General features: G+C 70.7%; 12 protein-coding genes. 7 read left to right on the plus strand and 5 right to left on the minus strand.

Features of this window, described 5'->3' with window-relative positions; translation table 11 throughout:
* The first annotated feature begins 156 nt into the window (after positions 1–156).
* From ACWFRJ_RS25235 to ACWFRJ_RS25245, 3 genes are read left to right on the plus strand one after another with little or no spacing between them, the layout of a single operon-like run.
* Positions 157–1,536, plus strand: coding sequence for a M20/M25/M40 family metallo-hydrolase (locus tag ACWFRJ_RS25235; protein WP_453535112.1), 1,380 nt, complete (start codon positions 157–159; stop codon positions 1,534–1,536).
* Positions 1,533–3,062, plus strand: a complete 1,530-nt coding sequence (locus ACWFRJ_RS25240; RefSeq protein WP_453535115.1) for a YfcC family protein — start codon at positions 1,533–1,535, stop codon at positions 3,060–3,062. The genes ACWFRJ_RS25235 and ACWFRJ_RS25240 overlap by 4 nt, the downstream gene beginning before the upstream one ends.
* The gene (locus ACWFRJ_RS25245; RefSeq protein WP_453535118.1) at positions 3,059–4,282 is read left to right on the plus strand and encodes an MFS transporter; all 1,224 of its coding nucleotides are present in this window, start codon (positions 3,059–3,061) and stop codon (positions 4,280–4,282) included. Before ACWFRJ_RS25240 ends, ACWFRJ_RS25245 begins: the two co-directional genes overlap by 4 nt.
* Positions 4,283–4,382: 100 nt before the next feature.
* On the opposite strand, the gene ACWFRJ_RS25250 is transcribed toward ACWFRJ_RS25245, so the two are convergent.
* The gene (locus tag ACWFRJ_RS25250) at positions 4,383–5,045 is read right to left on the minus strand and encodes a GntR family transcriptional regulator (RefSeq protein WP_453535121.1); all 663 of its coding nucleotides are present in this window, start codon (positions 5,043–5,045) and stop codon (positions 4,383–4,385) included.
* A gap of 164 nt (positions 5,046–5,209) precedes the next feature.
* On the opposite strand from ACWFRJ_RS25250, the gene ACWFRJ_RS25255 reads away from it, so the two are divergent.
* The 3 genes from ACWFRJ_RS25255 (at position 5,210) to ACWFRJ_RS25265 (ending at position 8,598) form a co-directional block, all read left to right on the plus strand.
* A complete protein-coding gene (locus ACWFRJ_RS25255; RefSeq protein WP_453535124.1) occupies positions 5,210–6,700 on the plus strand; it encodes an NCS1 family nucleobase:cation symporter-1 in 1,491 nt (496 codons plus the stop codon).
* Positions 6,700–7,419 (plus strand): aspartate/glutamate racemase family protein, encoded by a 720-nt coding sequence (locus ACWFRJ_RS25260; protein ID WP_453535127.1) that lies wholly within the window; start codon positions 6,700–6,702, stop codon positions 7,417–7,419. The genes ACWFRJ_RS25255 and ACWFRJ_RS25260 overlap by 1 nt, the downstream gene beginning before the upstream one ends.
* A 117-nt stretch (positions 7,420–7,536) precedes the next feature.
* A complete protein-coding gene (locus ACWFRJ_RS25265) occupies positions 7,537–8,598 on the plus strand; it encodes a glycoside hydrolase family 6 protein (protein WP_453535130.1) in 1,062 nt (353 codons plus the stop codon).
* A gap of 27 nt (positions 8,599–8,625) precedes the next feature.
* Here ACWFRJ_RS25265 and ACWFRJ_RS25270 read toward each other — a convergent pair whose 3' ends face one another.
* From ACWFRJ_RS25270 to ACWFRJ_RS25285, 4 genes are all read right to left on the minus strand, one after another.
* Positions 8,626–9,036, minus strand: coding sequence for a RidA family protein (locus ACWFRJ_RS25270; protein ID WP_453535133.1), 411 nt, complete (start codon positions 9,034–9,036; stop codon positions 8,626–8,628).
* A 74-nt stretch (positions 9,037–9,110) separates the two neighbouring features.
* Positions 9,111–10,127: a TolB family protein gene (locus ACWFRJ_RS25275; protein ID WP_453535135.1), complete on the minus strand. Its 1,017-nt coding sequence runs from the start codon at positions 10,125–10,127 to the stop codon at positions 9,111–9,113.
* Entirely contained in the window at positions 10,124–11,437 is a 1,314-nt protein-coding gene (locus ACWFRJ_RS25280) for an MFS transporter (protein WP_453535138.1), read from the minus strand. Before ACWFRJ_RS25280 ends, ACWFRJ_RS25275 begins: the two co-directional genes overlap by 4 nt.
* A gap of 9 nt (positions 11,438–11,446) precedes the next feature.
* A complete protein-coding gene (locus tag ACWFRJ_RS25285; RefSeq protein ID WP_453535141.1) occupies positions 11,447–12,418 on the minus strand; it encodes a metallophosphoesterase family protein in 972 nt (323 codons plus the stop codon).
* 207 nt (positions 12,419–12,625) lie between these two features.
* Between ACWFRJ_RS25285 and ACWFRJ_RS25290 the strand changes: the two genes are divergently transcribed.
* Positions 12,626–15,631, plus strand: a complete 3,006-nt coding sequence (locus ACWFRJ_RS25290; protein WP_453535144.1) for a DEAD/DEAH box helicase — start codon at positions 12,626–12,628, stop codon at positions 15,629–15,631.
* The last annotated feature ends 32 nt before the right edge of the window (positions 15,632–15,663 follow it).

Here is a 15,663-nt window from a genome sequence, read left to right on the forward strand (position 1 = left end):
GCCCCGACTTTAGTGCCTGCCCGGCCGGACAGGCGTGTGCGGCAGCAGTGCGGCATCCCCGCCCGTACGGCGAGCCGTTCGGAAACCGTTCGCCTTGGAGTCTGATAATTCGGGCTAATCATTACAAAGCCTGATGTAGACCCAGGGGTGCCGCCTATGAAGCTCGAAGCCACCGTCGATGACCTGATGGACACGTTGCGCGCCGACCTCGAACGGCTCGCCGCGATTCCCTCGATCGCCTTCCCCGGCTTCCCGGCCGCACCGGTGCTCGAGGCGCACGATCTGCTGGTCGAGCTGTTGCGCGGAGCGGGCGTGCCGACCGTCGAGCGGCTCGACCTGCCGGACACCTCGCCCGTGATCTACGGGGAGATCCCGCCGCCGACCCCCGAGGCGCCGACGGTCCTGCTCTACGGCCACTACGACGTCCAGCCGCCCGGCGACGAGAGCCTGTGGAAGTCGCCGCCCTTCGAGCCGACCCCGATCGAGGGGGGCCTGCGGGCCCGCGGGATCGCGGACGACAAGTCCAACGTCATCGCCCACCTGGGAATGCTGCGGGCCTACGGCGGCAGGCCGCCCGTCGGGATCAAGATCGTCATCGAGGGACAGGAGGAGTACGGCAGCGCCTTCGACGACTATCCGCCCACCGACCCCGAGCGGTTCGCCTGTGATGCCATGGTGGTCGCCGACCTCGGCAACCTCCGCCCCGGCACCCCCACCCTCACCACCGCCCTGCGCGGCGCGTCCGAAGTCGTCGTGGAGGTGCGCACTCTTGACGAGCCGCGCCACAGCGGGGAGTTCGGGGGAGCGGCGCCCGACGCCCTTCTCGTGCTCCTCAAGGCTCTGGCCACACTCCACGACGTACACGGAGACGTGGCCGTGGAGGGGCTGCGGCGCGAGGAGTGGAGCGGTACGAGCTACACCGAGGACGAGTTCCGCTCGCTCGCCGGTGTGCGTGAAGGGGTGCCGCTCATCGGCAGCGGAAGTCTGGGCGAGCGGCTGTGGAGCGGCCCCGCGATCACGGTGATCGGCCTGGACGCGCCCAGCGTGGAGCACGCTGCGTCGGCCGTGGTGCCGTACGCACGCGCCAAGTTGAACCTCCGCTTCCATCCCCGTCAGGACGCGAAGGAGGCGCAGGACAGGCTGGTCAAGCACCTGCGCTCGCTCACACCCTTCGGCGTCCACCTCACCGTCACGCCCGGCGACACTGGACCCGGCTACGAGGCGGCCACCGGCGGCCCCGCCTACCGTGCCGCCCGCGCCGCGCTCAAGGAGGCCTGGGGCGAGGACGCCTCGTTCGTGGCGACCGGCGGCTCCATCCCCCTGGTCAACGGCCTGGCGAAGGCGGCACCCGGCGCCGAGGTGCTGCTCTTCGGCGCCCAGGACAGCATGTGCAACCTGCACGCCCCGAACGAGCGCGTCCTCTTCTCCGAGCTGCGCAACACGGTCCTCGCCATGGCCGCCTTCGTGCGGGAGTACGCCGCCGACTTCAGCGGCCCCGACGCAGGCTCCGACGCCGCCGGGGAGAGCCGCGTATGAGCACCACCGCGACCGACCAACCCGGCACCGAAGAGCCCGAGCACAAACCGAAGTTCACTTTCCCCAGCGCCCTGACCATCCTCGCGATCGTCACCGTGGCCGTCTGGCTGCTCGCCTTCCTCATCCCGTCCGGCGCCTACGACCGCGACGGCAAGGGCGCCCCCGTCGAGGGCAGCTACCACCGCGTCGACTCGGGCCAGACCTTCGTCGACCGGCTCAACGATCTCTTCCTGGCGCCGGTCAACGGTCTCTACGGCATCCAGGACGAGAAGTCGGGCGTCGTCGGGCCCGACATGGCCGGTGAGCTGTACGGAAGCGCGGGCGTGTTCCTGTTCGTGCTCGCCATCGGCGCGTTCATCACCGTCGTCTTCGCCACCGGCGCCCTCGACCGCGGCATCGGCCGCCTCGCCCACCGGCTGCGCGGGCGCGGCGCGATGCTGATCGCGGGCGTGATGGTCGTCTTCTCCGTACTCGGCACGGTCGAGGGGTTCGCGGAGGAGACGCTCGGCTTCTACGGCCTGATCGTGCCCCTGATGCTCGCCCTCGGCTACGACAGGATGGTCGCGGTCGGTGCGATCATCCTGGGGGCCGGGATCGGCGTGCTCTGCTCGACCGTCAACCCCTTCGCGACCGGAGTCGCCTCCTCCGCCGCGGACATCTCGCTCGGCGACGGCATCGTGCTGCGGTTCGTGATGTGGGTCGTCCTGACCGCGGTCACCATCGCCTACGTCGTCCGCTACGCAAAGCGCGTACAGAGGAACCCGGAACGCTCCCTCACCGGTTTCCTGCCCGGCGACCGCGAGCAGACCGCGTCCGACGCGGGCGAGGTGCCGGAGCTGACGCGCCTGCACAAGGCCGTGCTCGTCCTGGTCGCCCTCGTCTTCGCCTTCATGATCTTCTCCGTGGTGCCCTGGTCGAGCGCGCTCACGGGCAAGGCGGACGCGACGCCGTACGGATTCGAACTCGGCTGGTCCTTCCCGCAGTTGGCGGCGCTCTTCCTCGTCGCGGCGGCGCTCGTCGGGTGCGTGGCACGGATGGGCGAGCAGAAGCTCAGCTCGACGATCATCCAGGGTGCGGCCGACTTCATCTCGCCCGCCCTGGTGATCGTGCTCGCGCGCGGTGTCACGGTGATCATGAACAACTCGAAGGTGACGGACACCGTCCTGCACTCCATCGAGGGTGTGGTGAAGGGGACGTCATCCGGCCTCTTCGCGATCATCGTCTTCGTCGTGAACCTGCCGCTCGCCTTCCTGATCCCCTCCACATCCGGCCACGCGACCCTCGCCATGCCGATCCTCGCCCCGCTCGCCGACTTCGCCGGGGTCTCCCGATCGGTCGTCGTCACGGCCTGGCAGGCGGCGAGCGGCTGGATGAACCTCTGGGTGCCGACGACCGCCGTGACCATCGGTGGCGTCGCGCTCGCGAAAGTCGGCTACGACAAGTACCTGCGCTTCGTCTGGCCGTTGCTCGCTATCTTGTTCGTACTCATCTGCGCGTTCGTGGCGCTTGGAGCGGCTCTCACATGACACCTCACACGACACCTCGCACGACAGCGAACTCACCAGCCGCAGCGGCCCGGCCCTCGGCAGCCGCGTACCGCAATCTCGCGGTCGCCACGATCGGATTCACGCTCACCTTCTGGGCCTGGGACCTGATCGCGCCGCTGGGCAGCGATTTCGGGGAGCGGCTCGGCCTCTCCTCGTTCGCGCAGTCCCTGCTGGTCGCCGTGCCGGTCATCGTCGGCTCGCTCGGCCGCGTCCCGGTCGGCGCGCTGACCGACCGCTACGGCGCCAAGCTGATGTTCCCGCTCGTCTCGGCGCTCACCATCGTGCCGGTGCTCCTGATCATTCCGGCCAAGGGCAGTTACGTCGCGATGCTCGCGGTCGGCTTCCTGCTCGGCCTGGGCGGAACGACGTTCGCGATCGGCATCCCGCTGGTCAACTCCTGGTTCCCGCCCGCGCACCGCGGCTTCGCGCTCGGCGTGTTCGGGATGGGAATGGGAGGCGTGGCGCTCTCCGGGTACTTCACGCCGAGGATCGCCAAGCACGGCGACAACCTGCCGTTCCTGGTCGTGGCGATCGCGCTCGCCGCCTTCGCGGTGGTCGGGGCGCTGCTCATCACCGACCACCCCGAGCGGCCGGTGCCGACGAGCCCCCTCACCACGCGTCTCGGCGAGGCCGGTCGGCTGCGGGTGACGTGGGAGCTCTCCGCGCTGTACGCGATCGGCTTCGGCGGCATCGTCGCCTTCGGGGTCTACCTGCCCACCTACCTGAAGACCTGGTACGACCTCTCGCCCACGGACGCGGGTACGAAGGCCGCGGGATTCGCCCTGGTCACGGTCATCTTCCGGCCCATCGGCGGCTGGCTCTCCGACCGGATCCACCCGGCGACGGTCACCTCGTCCGCGCTGGCAGTAGTCGCGCTCCTCGCCATCGCGCAGGCCTTCGAACCGTCGCTGAACCCGGGCGGCACGATCTGCTTCCTGGTCATGGCGGCGGGCCTCGGCACGGCGAGCGGCGCCGTCTTCGCACTCGTCTCCCAGGTGACGCCCCAGGCGCAGGTCGGGTCCGTGACGGGAATCGTGGGGGCGATGGGAGGCCTGGGAGGCTTCGTCCCGCCGCTGGTCATGGGGGCGATCTACAGCGCCAAGGACTCGTACTCGATCGGCTTCATGCTGCTGTCGGATCTGGCGCTTGCGGGGTGTGTGTACGCGTACGGGCGGATGCGGGGGCTGCGGGCCTCGTGACCCGGCGTCATCACCGGCTTCGCCGAGTTCGTCCTCGAACGCCGGACGGGCTGGAAGTCTCCGGCCGGGCTGGATATTTCCGGCCCGGCCGGATTGGGTACTAGCCCTGTTCCTCTTGCTCGCCGAAGAGATGCCGCACCGTAGAGCGGTAGTTGGTCCGCACATGGGCCAGTGCCACGCCCCGCGCCCGCTCCGCATCCCCCGAGGCCACCGCCTCGTACAGCTCCCGGTGCTCCGCGAGCAGGTGCGTCCACTCCTCGTTCCGCCGCGTCATCCACCGCAGCCGTCCGTCCACCGGCTCCATGACCGACGTCAGCAGGCCGTTCCCCGCCATCGCCAGGATGCGGTCGTGGAAGCGCGTGTTGATGTCCGTGATCGCCTCCGCGTCCACCGTGCGCGTCGCCTTCGCGGCGCTGTCGAGCAGGGCGGACAGCTCCGCGAGGCCCTCCTCCGTGGCGCGCTGCGCCGCACGCCCCGCCGCGAACACCTCCAACGCCTCGCGCAGCTCGAAGAGTTCGGTCACGTCGGTACGGGTGAGGCGGCGGACCACGGTTCTGCGCGGGGTCTCGAAGGTGACGAAGCCCTCCGCGACCAGGGCCCGGATCGCCTCGCGGACCGGGACCCTGGACACTCCGAGGCGCTCGGCGAGCTCGCGTTCGACCAGGCGGTCGCCCGGGCCGAGGCGTCCGGCGATGATCTCCTGCCGTAGCCCGGCGAGCACGCGTTCGCGTACGGCGGCCAGCGGCTGCTCCACGGTCGTCATGTGTCCATCATTGCCGAACCCCGCATCGATTTACCGATTCGTAACCGTACGGACATTGCCGGGCGCCTCCGGGAGCGGGAGCATGACGGAATCTGTGGTATACCAAACTTTGGTATACCAAAGGGAAACGCGCCGCACCTCCGTCCCCCTTCGCAGGAGGCCCCGTGTCCCTCACCCAGCGCGCCGACGCCGCCGACTCCCCAGGCGCAGCCGCCGCGACCGACTTCGTGCCAGACCCCCGCCTCACCAACGAAGACCTCGCCCCCTCCGCCGAACGCAAGTGGAAGGTCTTCGACCTCTTCGCCCTGTGGATGTCCGACGTCCACAACCTCGGCAACTACACCTTCGCGGCCGGTCTGTTGGTGCTCGGCCTCAACGTCTGGCAGATCTTCACCTCGCTCCTCGTCGGCTTCCTGCTCATCTACGTCGGGATGAACATGATGGGGCGCATCGGCCAGCGCCACGGCGTGCCGTTCCCCGTCGTCAGCCGCATCAGCTTCGGCGTCTGGGGCGCCAACATCCCCGCCCTGATCAGGGCCGTGATCGCCATCATGTGGTACGGAATCCAGACCTATCTGGCCTCCATCGCGGTCAATGTGATGCTGATTGCCGCCTTCCCGGGGCTCGACGCCTGGACCGAGCACTCCTTCCTCGGCCTGCACGCCCTCGGCTGGTGTTCGTTCGTCGCCCTCTGGCTGGTGCAGGGGCTGATCATGACCCGAGGCATGGAATCCGTACGGAAGTTCCAGGACTTCTGCGGGCCCGCCATCTGGGTCGTGATGATCGCACTCGCCGTCTGGATCCTCTGGAAGGCGGGCTGGACCATCTCGCTCACCAGCACGCCCCACCCCGTCTCCACCGGCGAGCAGGTCCGGCAGTGGTTCGGCGCCATCGGTCTTATCCTCGCCACCTACGGCACGCTGATGCTCAACTTCTGCGACTTCTCGCGCTTCGCCCCCGACTACCGCACCGTCAAGCGCGGCAACTTCTGGGGCCTGCCCATCAACTCCACGGCCTTCGTGATCCTCTCCGTCATCGTCACGGCGGGCAGTCTGGAGGTCTTCGGCAAGGCCATCACCGACCCCGCCGAACTGGTCGCCGAGATCGGCAACACCTGGGTGCTCGTCTTCGGAGCGCTCACCTTCGCCGTCGCCACGATGGGCGTGAACATCGTGGCCAACTTCGTCTCACCGGCGTACGACCTGGCCAATGTCTGGCCGCAGAAGATCACCTTCAAGATCGGCGGGATCATCTCCACGGTCGCCGCGCTGCTCGTCACGCCGTGGAACCTCTACTCCAACCCCACCGTCGTGAACTACTTCCTCGGCGGCCTCGGCGCCTTCCTCGGACCGCTGTTCGGAATCATCGCGGTCGACTACTTCTGGGTGAAGCGCGGGCGCATCGACGCCGAGGCGCTCTTCAAGGCCGAGCCGGGATCGCCGTACTACTACAAGAAGGGCGTCAACCCGAAGGCGCTCGCGGCCTTCGTCCCGACGGCGGGCTTCGCGGCCGTGTGCGCCCTTGTGCCGTTCTTCGACTACGTCGCGCCGTACTCCTGGTTCATCGGTACGGCGACGGCCGCGCTGCTCTACGCGGTCCTGTGCCGCGCCGAGCGGACCGCGGCGCTCACGGACGCGGTGGAGGTGGCGGGCTAGTGCGCATCGTCGTCACCAACTGCAACACCACACAGGCCATGACCGAGGAGATCGTGCGCGGCGCCAGGGACGCGGCAGCCCCCGGCACCACGATCACCGGGCTCACCCCCGCCTGGGGACCGGAGTCCGCCGAGGGGTGGCTCGACAGCTATCTCTCGGCGGCCGCCGTCCTCGACACTCTGCGCGGGTACGAGGAGTCGTACGACGCCGTGGTCATGGCCGGGTTCGGCGAGCACGGACGTGAGGGCGCCCGGGAGCTCCTGGACGTGCCGGTCGTCGACATCACCGAGGCCGCCGCTCATCTGGCCTGCCTGGTGGGGAGGCGGTACGGAGTCGTCACCACCCTCGACCGGGCGCGCGGCCAGATCGAGGACAGCCTGCACGCGGCGGGCGTCGCGCAGAACTGCGCCGCCGTGATCGGCACCGGGCTCGGCGTCCTCGACCTCGGGGACTCCGAGGCCACCGTCCGCGCCTTCCTCGCCGCGGCCGAGCGGGCCCGCGACGCGGGGGCCGAGGTCCTCGTGCTCGGCTGCGCCGGGATGACAGGGCTCCAGGAGAAGGTCGGCGCCGCCCTCGACATGCCCGTGGTCGACGGGGTGGCCGCCGCGGTGAAGCTCGCCGAGTCGCTCGTCGGACTCGGTCTGACCACGAGCCGCGCCGGTGGTTATGCCAAACCCCTGCCGAAGACTCGCACTTGGGCGCCGCCGCCGTCGGAGTGATTCTTCGGGTGATCTGCCGCAGGACCGGCGGTGCAGGAGGCCTTGCGGGGGCCCGGCGACCGCAGACTCCGGGGAATGCGCCGGGCCCGTCCGGTGCCGAGCAACTGGAGGTGCCCGGTGTCGCAGCCGCCCTTCCGATCACCCGGCCGAGCCCGTCCCCGCCCCGACCGAGCCCGTCCCCGCCCCGGTGGCGCCGGTCCCCGCCTCGCCAGGCTTCTCTCCGTCGCGCTCCTGCTGAGCGCGGCGGCGTCCGGTGGCGCGGCGGCGGCAGGGCCCGACCCCCGAGCGGCCGGCGCCCCCGGCGCCGCCTTCTGGGTCGAACCGGGCAGCGCCGCCGCCCGCCAGGCCACCGCGTGGCGGCGCCAGGGCCGGACCGCCGACGCCCGACTCATCGAGCGCATCGCCGGACGCCCCCAAGCCGTGTGGCTGCACAGCCCGGGGCCGGGCCCGGTGGTCCGCGCGGCCACGGCGGCGGCGACCGCCGCGCGCCGGACCGCGGTGCTCGTCACGTACTTCATCCCGCACCGCGACTGCGGTGACTACTCCGGAGGCGGGGCGGGGAGCGCGGGGGAGTACCGGCGGTGGATCGACGAGTTCGCCGCGGGCATCGGGGACCGCGCCGCGTACGTCGTCGTCGAACCGGACGCCGTCGCGCAGAAGATCGCGGGCTGCGCGAAGGCCGACGCCCGCGAGCGGTACGGCCTTCTCGCCTACGCCGTCAACCGCATCAAGGCGCGCCCGCACACCAAGGTCTATCTCGACGCGGGCAACTCGGGCTGGATCCCCGACCACAACCGCCTGGTCGCCCCGCTGCGTCAGTCCGGTATCGCCAGGGCCGACGGCTTCGCCGTCAACGTGTCCAACTACCAGACGAACTACGCGAGTTCGGTGTACGGATACCGCCTCGCAAGGGCGCTCGGCGGCGCCAAGCACTTCGTCGTCGACAGCAGCCGCAACGGCAACGGCCCCTACACCGGCGGAGGCAACGAAGCCTGGTGCAACCCGCCCGGCCGTGCCCTCGGCACCCCGCCCACCACCGCCACCGGCGCCGCCGCGCTCGACGCCTACCTGTGGATCAAGCGGCCCGGCGAGTCCGACGGAACCTGCCGGGGCGGGCCGAGGGCGGGGCAGTGGTGGCCGCAGTACGCCCTCGGTCTCGCGAGCAGGGCGCGGGGCTGACGCGCTCCCCGGTCCCGGAGTACTGGCCTACTCCGGGACCACGGCCGTGACGGTGATCTCCACCAGCTGCCCTGCGTAGCCGAGACACGTGGTGCCGAGCAGGGTCGAGGTGTGCGGCCCCTTCGCGAGCAGGTCGGAGGCCCGCACGACCTCCCACGCCTCGCTCAGCGGTCCTGGCTCGTCGCTCACGACGTACACCGTGCTTGCCACCACCTGCGTCAGGTCGCTGCCGATCGCGCGCAGGGCCTCGTCGAGGTTGGCGATGACCTGCCGGGTCTGGCGCGCCACGTCACCTTCCCCCACGAGGTTCCCCTCGGGATCGAGCGGCACCGAGCCCGCCATGAAAGCGAGCTTGGTGCCCGCATCGACGAGGGCGGCATGGGCGTATCCGGGCGGCGGGAAGAGGGTCGGCACGACGGTGCGGTGAGTGGTGGTCATGGGTCTGATCCTGCGGGCGGTGGGCGGCGGTGCGTATCCGAATTTTTCAGGGGGGGCGGCAGTAGGCCCTCCACTCAGCGCACCGCCGCCGGTGAAGTCCCGCCCCGCACCAGCAGTTTCGGAGCCCCCTTGCCGTCGGCCCGCGTCGTCCAGATGTCCTGCTTCCTGCCCTCGGCGCCGGGCAGGGAGTACGCCAAGGTCTTGTCGTCAAGCCATGCGGCCTGGTCGTCGACGCCACGGGTCTCGGCGAGGGGGTGCTCGCGCAGAGTGCGCAGGTCCAGGACGTACAGGCGCCAGGGGTTCGAACCGCCCTTCCGTACGCGCTTCTTGAACGCCAGGCGCGTGTTGTCGGGCGAGAGCGAGGGGCACTCCACGTTCGTGCGCAGGGTGCGGGCCGCCCACTTCTTCATGTCGCCCTGGACCAAATAGGTCCTGCCCTTCGTCGAGACCGTCGAATAGAAGCGGTTGTCGTCCTTGGCGAAGGTGACGCCCCAGTAGTTGACGTCGGGAGAGTGGTAGCGGCGGCCGTCGAGGGTGAGGGGGATCTCCTCCATGTTCTTGATCAGGTAGCCCGTGCGGGTGTCCAGAATCGATGTGCGGGTGGAGAAGGAAGAGCCCGCGTAGGAGTCGCCCGTCGCGAACATCGTCCAGGACAGCATCCGGCCCGACGCCGAGACCCGGGCCCGGTTGGGGATGCCGGTGAGCGCGATGCGGCGCTTCTCGTGCAGCTGCCGGTCCAGGACGAGTGCGTACGACGTGGGCGGGATCCCCGGGCGGCGCTGGAGGCAGAGCGCGGTGTCCGAGGCGGCGTAGAAGCGCTCGCAGGAGGGGCCGCCTGTGGTGCGGGGGCCCTTGCCGGGTGGAGGGTCGGTGCGGGCCACGCGGCCCGCGTCCGCTTCTTCCGTGCCGCGGAAGTAGAGGTGGTGCGGGTCGAGGGCGAATTCCGATGTGGCGGAGGCCGGTTCGGCGCGGTCGGTCGCGTGCAGGGTGTAGGTGACGGCCACCGTCGCGAGGACCGCGGCGGCTGCGGACACGGCGATGATGCGGGCGCGCAGGGACTTGAGGGTGAGGGTGAGGGTGGGGGGCTTCATGTCTGTTTCTGCCTTTCCCGGCGAGGGAGGAGCGCCGCCGCCCCCGCCAGCGCCGCCGTCAGTGCGAGCGCCGCGCAGGTCAGCGCGGGGCCGATGCCCCACAGCGTCCAAGCCGCGCCGAACCCGGCAGCCGCGACGAGGCGAGCCAGGGCCTGGCCCGTCTGCAGGACCGCCATGCCGCTGGCCCGGCGCCCCTGTGGAAGCACCGGCGTGGCCAGTGCCATCAGGACGCCGTCGGTGGCCGCGTAGAAGATGCCGAGGAGCAGGAGTACGCCGATGAGCAGGGCCCAGCCGTCGGCGGGGGAGAGCAGCAGGACGTATCCGCCGAGCAGCGCCACATGTCCGGCCAGGAAGGGGGTGCGGCGTCCCGCGCGGTCGGCGAGACGCCCGGCGGGCACAGCGAGCAGCAGATAGACGGCGGCGGCGCCCAGCGGCAGGAGCGGGAACCAGCTCACCGCGAAGTCGAGGCGACGCTGGAGGAGCAGATAGAGGAAGGCGTCGCCGATGGTGGCCGCGCCGAGCAGGGACGCGGCGCCGAGTATGCGCCGGAAGGCGGGGAGACGCAGGAGGCCGGACAGGCCGGACACCTTGACCCTGGGGCCTGTCGGCCGTGCCTCCTTCGGTGAGCGGGCCAGATCGTCCCGCCCCGGAACGAACGCGACCAGCATCAGGACTCCGAGCAGCCCGAAGCAGAAACTGACCACGAACACGGCGTCGTACGCGTCCGCCGTCGCCCAGAGCAGCGCGAACGCGGCGAGCGGCCCGAGCAGCGCACCCGTGGTGTCCATCGCGCGGTGCACGCCGAACGCCCGGCCGAGGGCGTCCGGCGGGCTGCTGAGCGAGATCAGCGCGTCGCGCGGCGCGGTCCGTACGCCCTTGCCGATGCGGTCCGCGGCGAGCGCCGCGCCGATCCCGGCCGTGGCGCCGCCCGCGAGGAGCAGGCCGAGCCGGGAGAGGGCGGAGAGGGCGTACCCGCTGCCGGCGACGAGCTTGTGCCGCCCGCCGCGGTCGGCGGCGTACCCGCCGAAGAGCCGCACGAAGGCGGTGACGCCGTTGTAGAGGCCGTCGAGGAATCCGAACTGGATTGGTGAAAGGCCGAGTTGGAGGACGAAGTAGAGCGGAAGGACCGCCGTGACCATCTCGGATGAGATGTCGGTGACCAGGCTGACCGCGCCGAGGGCGATGACGGGCCCGGCGACGCGACCGCGTTTGGCCTTGGTCTCAGCGCCCTCAGCAGTGGTTGCCTTGGTTGCAGTCGTTGCCGTCTCACTCTTGGCCTTGGCGACCGCATCCGTGGATGCCAGATACATCGCAGCAGCTCAGCGGCACTTGTAGGACGGGCTGCTGTCCTTCGTCGCGCCGTCCGTGCCGACGAGGTTCCAGGAGAAGCCGGTGTCGGTGAAGTTCAGCTTCACCACGCCGAAGGTCTTGGTGATCCGCTTCTCGCTGTTGGGCTGGACTTCTTCGATCTTGTACGGGTTGGCGCCGCCCATGCCGCCGAGCAGCTCGACGATGCCGTTGGCGTCGGCCTTTCCGTCCGGGTTCTGCGGGGCGAACCGCTCGTAGTGGTGATCGTGGCCGTTCATGACCAGCTCGGCCTTGTTGGCGTACAGCAGTTTCCAGACGGGCCTGCTGACCGGGTCGTTGCCGTGCTCGCCCGATGAGAAGAGGGGGTGGTGCCAGTAGGCGGCCACGCACTTCTTGGAGTTGGCGGCGAGATCGGCCTTGAGCCAGTCGATCTGCGCCTTGTCGTCGAAGCTGTTGGAGTCGAGGGCGATGAAGTGCCAGTTGTCCTGGTCGTAGCTGTAGTAGCTCTTGCCCTTGGGGTACGCGATGCTGCCGAAGTAGGACTTGTAGCCCTTCAGGGCGCCCGCCGGGTCGTACGTCTCGTGGTTGCCCGGCACCGGGCGCGTCTTGTCCTTGAACGCGCCCCAGCTGGTGTCGTAGTAGTCCTCGAAGTCCCGCAGCCGGGCGTCGTCGTACTGGTTGTCGCCCATCGTGAGGACGAAGGACGGGTCGAGCTGCTGGACGAGAGCGGCGGTCTTGGGGTGTGCGCAGCCGCTGTCGTCCGAGGTGCACTGTTCGGCGATGTCTCCGGCGGCCACCGCGGTGAAGGCGGCCTTCGTGTCCGTGCCGTTCGGTGTGGCGTCGGCCTCACCTGCCGGGGACCAGAGGAGGACCCCGCCGACGAGGGCGAGCGATGCGCCCGCTGCCAGGGGGATGGCCCAACGGGCCTTTACGGTACGGGCCTTTTCGGTACGGGACTTCATGGCGCGGGGGGTGGGCGGCATGTCCGTCTCCTAGATCGGCGTGGGGGGCCGTGAGCGGTGCGGAGGCCATTCGCAGGCATCTTGTCGACATGGCATGAGCGCGTCAATACCTTGGGTGAATTATTGTTAGGAAAGTTTCCTACCAGCGTTCGCTCCGGGACAGCTGGCCTAGGGTGGCGTGCGGGAATGACGTACGAGTGACCGAGGGCGAGCGAGGTGGTGAACGCGATGGCAGCGATTGCCGCGCGCACTGATGCCACCACGGCGCCTCTGCCGCCTGCGGGGCGGCTCGGAGAGCTCGTGCGCTCCTGTGCCGCCGTCTTCCTTCCGGCCGACGTGCCGAGGGAGGGGCGGATCGCGTTCTGGGCGCCGGAGGGAGAGCTGCCTGCCGGGCTTTCCGGAGCTGGGGTCGGGTCTGAGGCCGGGACCGGGGCGGGGGCTGAGCCAGGCGAGGGCAGGGAGGGCAGGGAGGGGCCCCCGGGACTCCCCGGCGCGACGCAGGGCGAGATCGCAGTCGTACGCCCCCACGGCAAGGGCATCCGTACGCGTACCGTCCCCGCGCTGATCCTGCCGGTCGCGGAAGCCGCCCCGCTCCTGCTGCGTACCGGGCCCGCGCACCCCGCGGTGGCCTGCTGGGCCACTGCCGCCCGGCACGCCCTGCACCTGGCCGCGCGGGGCAGGATGCTGCCCGGCCTGACCGGCGGCGACCTGGACGCGTGGCGCGCCGGACCACTGGACGCCGCCGATGTCACGCAGCTGCGGGCGATCGCCGCCGCGCTGCCGGTGGAGGCGCACGCCGTACCGCTGCCCGGCAGCAAGCCCCTCCTGCTCCCCGAGCCGCTCGCCCTCGTCAGGGCCTTCGTCGACGCGGTGGTGGACACCCTGCCGCGCACGCCCGCCGCCGCGCACGCGGTGGGCGCGCCCTTCGCCGCGCGGGAGCCGCAGCGGCTGCCGGGCGCACGGGAGTGGGCCGCGGAGGTGGCGGCCGGGATGGACGCCGGGGTGCGGGTGTCGCTGCGGCTCGATCTGCAGGCGCACGAGGTGTTCGACGGGGCATCGGACGACGTACGCGACGCCACGCCCGGTGACCGGGACGGCGGGCCCGTCGACAGCGTGGCGAGCCCGGCGGCGGCCGTCGTGCAGGTGCACAGCCTCGCCGACCCCACTCTCGTCACGGACGCGGCCCAACTCTGGTCCGGAGCGGACCACTTCGGCCCGCGCGCCCGTGTGGACACGCTGCTCGCGGTGCGGCGGGCGGCCCGCGTATGGCCACCGCTTGCCCGCCTCCTGGAACGGCCGCGCCCCGACGTACTCCCGCTGAGCGAGGGCGAGTTGTACGAACTCCTCGGCGTGGCGGCGACCCGGCTCGGCGCCGCGGGGGTGGCCGTGCACTGGCCCAGGGAACTGATCCGCGGCCTTACCGCGACGGCGGTCGTGCGTCCGGCGCCCGGCACGGCGGCGGACAACTTCGACTTCTTCAAGACCGAGCAACTCCTCGAGTTCCGCTGGCAGTTGGCGCTTGGTCCCGGCGACGGAGCCGAAAGCGACGGCTTCCTCACCGAGGCGGAGATGGACGTCCTCGCGGAGGCGCACCGCCCGGTCGTACGCCTGCGTGACCAATGGGTCCTGGTCGACCCCGACCTCGTACGCAAGGCCCGCAAAAGGGATCTGGGCCTCCTGGACCCGGTGGACGCGCTGTCCGTCGCGCTGACCGGCGCGGCGGAGGTGGACGGCGAGCGGGTCGAGGCGGTCCCGACCGGCGCCCTGGCCCGGCTGCGGGAACGCCTGACCGGCGACCTGCATCCCGTCACCCCGCCGCCCGCGCTCGCCGCGACCCTCCGTGACTACCAACTCCGGGGCCTGGCCTGGCTCGACCGGATGACGTCGCTCGGCCTCGGGGGCTGCCTCGCCGACGACATGGGCCTCGGCAAGACGGTCACCCTGATCGCCCTCCACCTGCACCGGGCGCGCCCCGAACCGACCCTCGTGGTCTGCCCGGCGTCGCTCCTCGGCAACTGGCAGCGGGAGATCGAGCGGTTCGCGCCGGGGGTCCCGGTGCGCCGCTTCCACGGCACGGGCCGCAGCCTGACCGGCGACATCGAGGGCGGCTTCGTCCTGACGACGTACGGAACGATGCGTACGAGTGCACCCGAACTCGCTTCCCAAGCATGGGGGTTGGTGGTCGCGGACGAGGCGCAACACGTAAAGAACCCGCACGCGGCGACGGCGAAGGCGCTGCGCACGATCCCCTCCGCGGCGCGCGTGGCACTCACCGGCACCCCCGTCGAGAACAACCTCTCCGAGCTCTGGGCCTTGCTGGACTGGACGACACCGGGTCTCCTCGGCCCCCTCAAATCGTTCCGCGCACGACACGCCCGCCTGGTGGAGGGCGGTGAGGACGACGAGGCGATGGCGCGCCTTGCACGCCTGGTCCGTCCCTTCCTCCTGCGCCGCAAGAAGTCCGACCCGGGCATCGCCCCGGAACTGCCTCCGAAAACGGAGACGGATCACCCGGTGACGCTCACCCGCGAACAGGCATCGCTCTACGAGGCGGTCGTACGCGAGACACTCGCCCGCATCGAGGCGTCCGAGGGCATCGCGCGCAGGGGCCTCGTCATGAAACTCCTCATGGCGCTGAAGCAGATCTGCAACCACCCGGCGCAGTACTTGAAGGACGGCGAGATCGCGACACGCGGGGGCCGCTCCCGCTCGGGGAAACTGGAACTGCTCGACGAACTCCTGGACACGATCCTGGCGGAGGACGGCGCGGTGCTCGTCTTCACGCAGTACGTGGAGATGGCGCGCCTCTTGGAGTCGCACCTGTCCTCGCGCGGTATCGGCACGCAACTCCTGCACGGGGGCACGCCGGTGCCGCGAAGGGAGGAGATGGTGGATCGCTTCCAGTCGGGCGAGGCCCCGGTGTTCCTGCTGTCTCTGAAGGCGGCGGGAACGGGCTTGAACCTCACCCGGGCGGGCCACGTCATCCACTACGACCGCTGGTGGAACCCGGCCGTCGAGGAACAGGCCACGGACCGCGCCTACCGCATCGGCCAGACCCAGCCGGTCCAGGTCCACCGCCTGATCACGGAGGGCACGGTGGAGGACCGCATCGCCGAACTCCTCGCGGCGAAACAGGCGTTGGCGGACGCGGTCCTCGGCGGTGGCGAGTCGGCACTGACGGAACTCTCGGATGCGCAGCTGGCGGATCTGGTGTCGTTGCGGAGGATGTCGTGAGGGGCGGACGCGGCCGTTCTGGCGCGGACGGT

It is taken from the genome of Streptomyces sp. NPDC055239 (assembly GCF_053606205.1).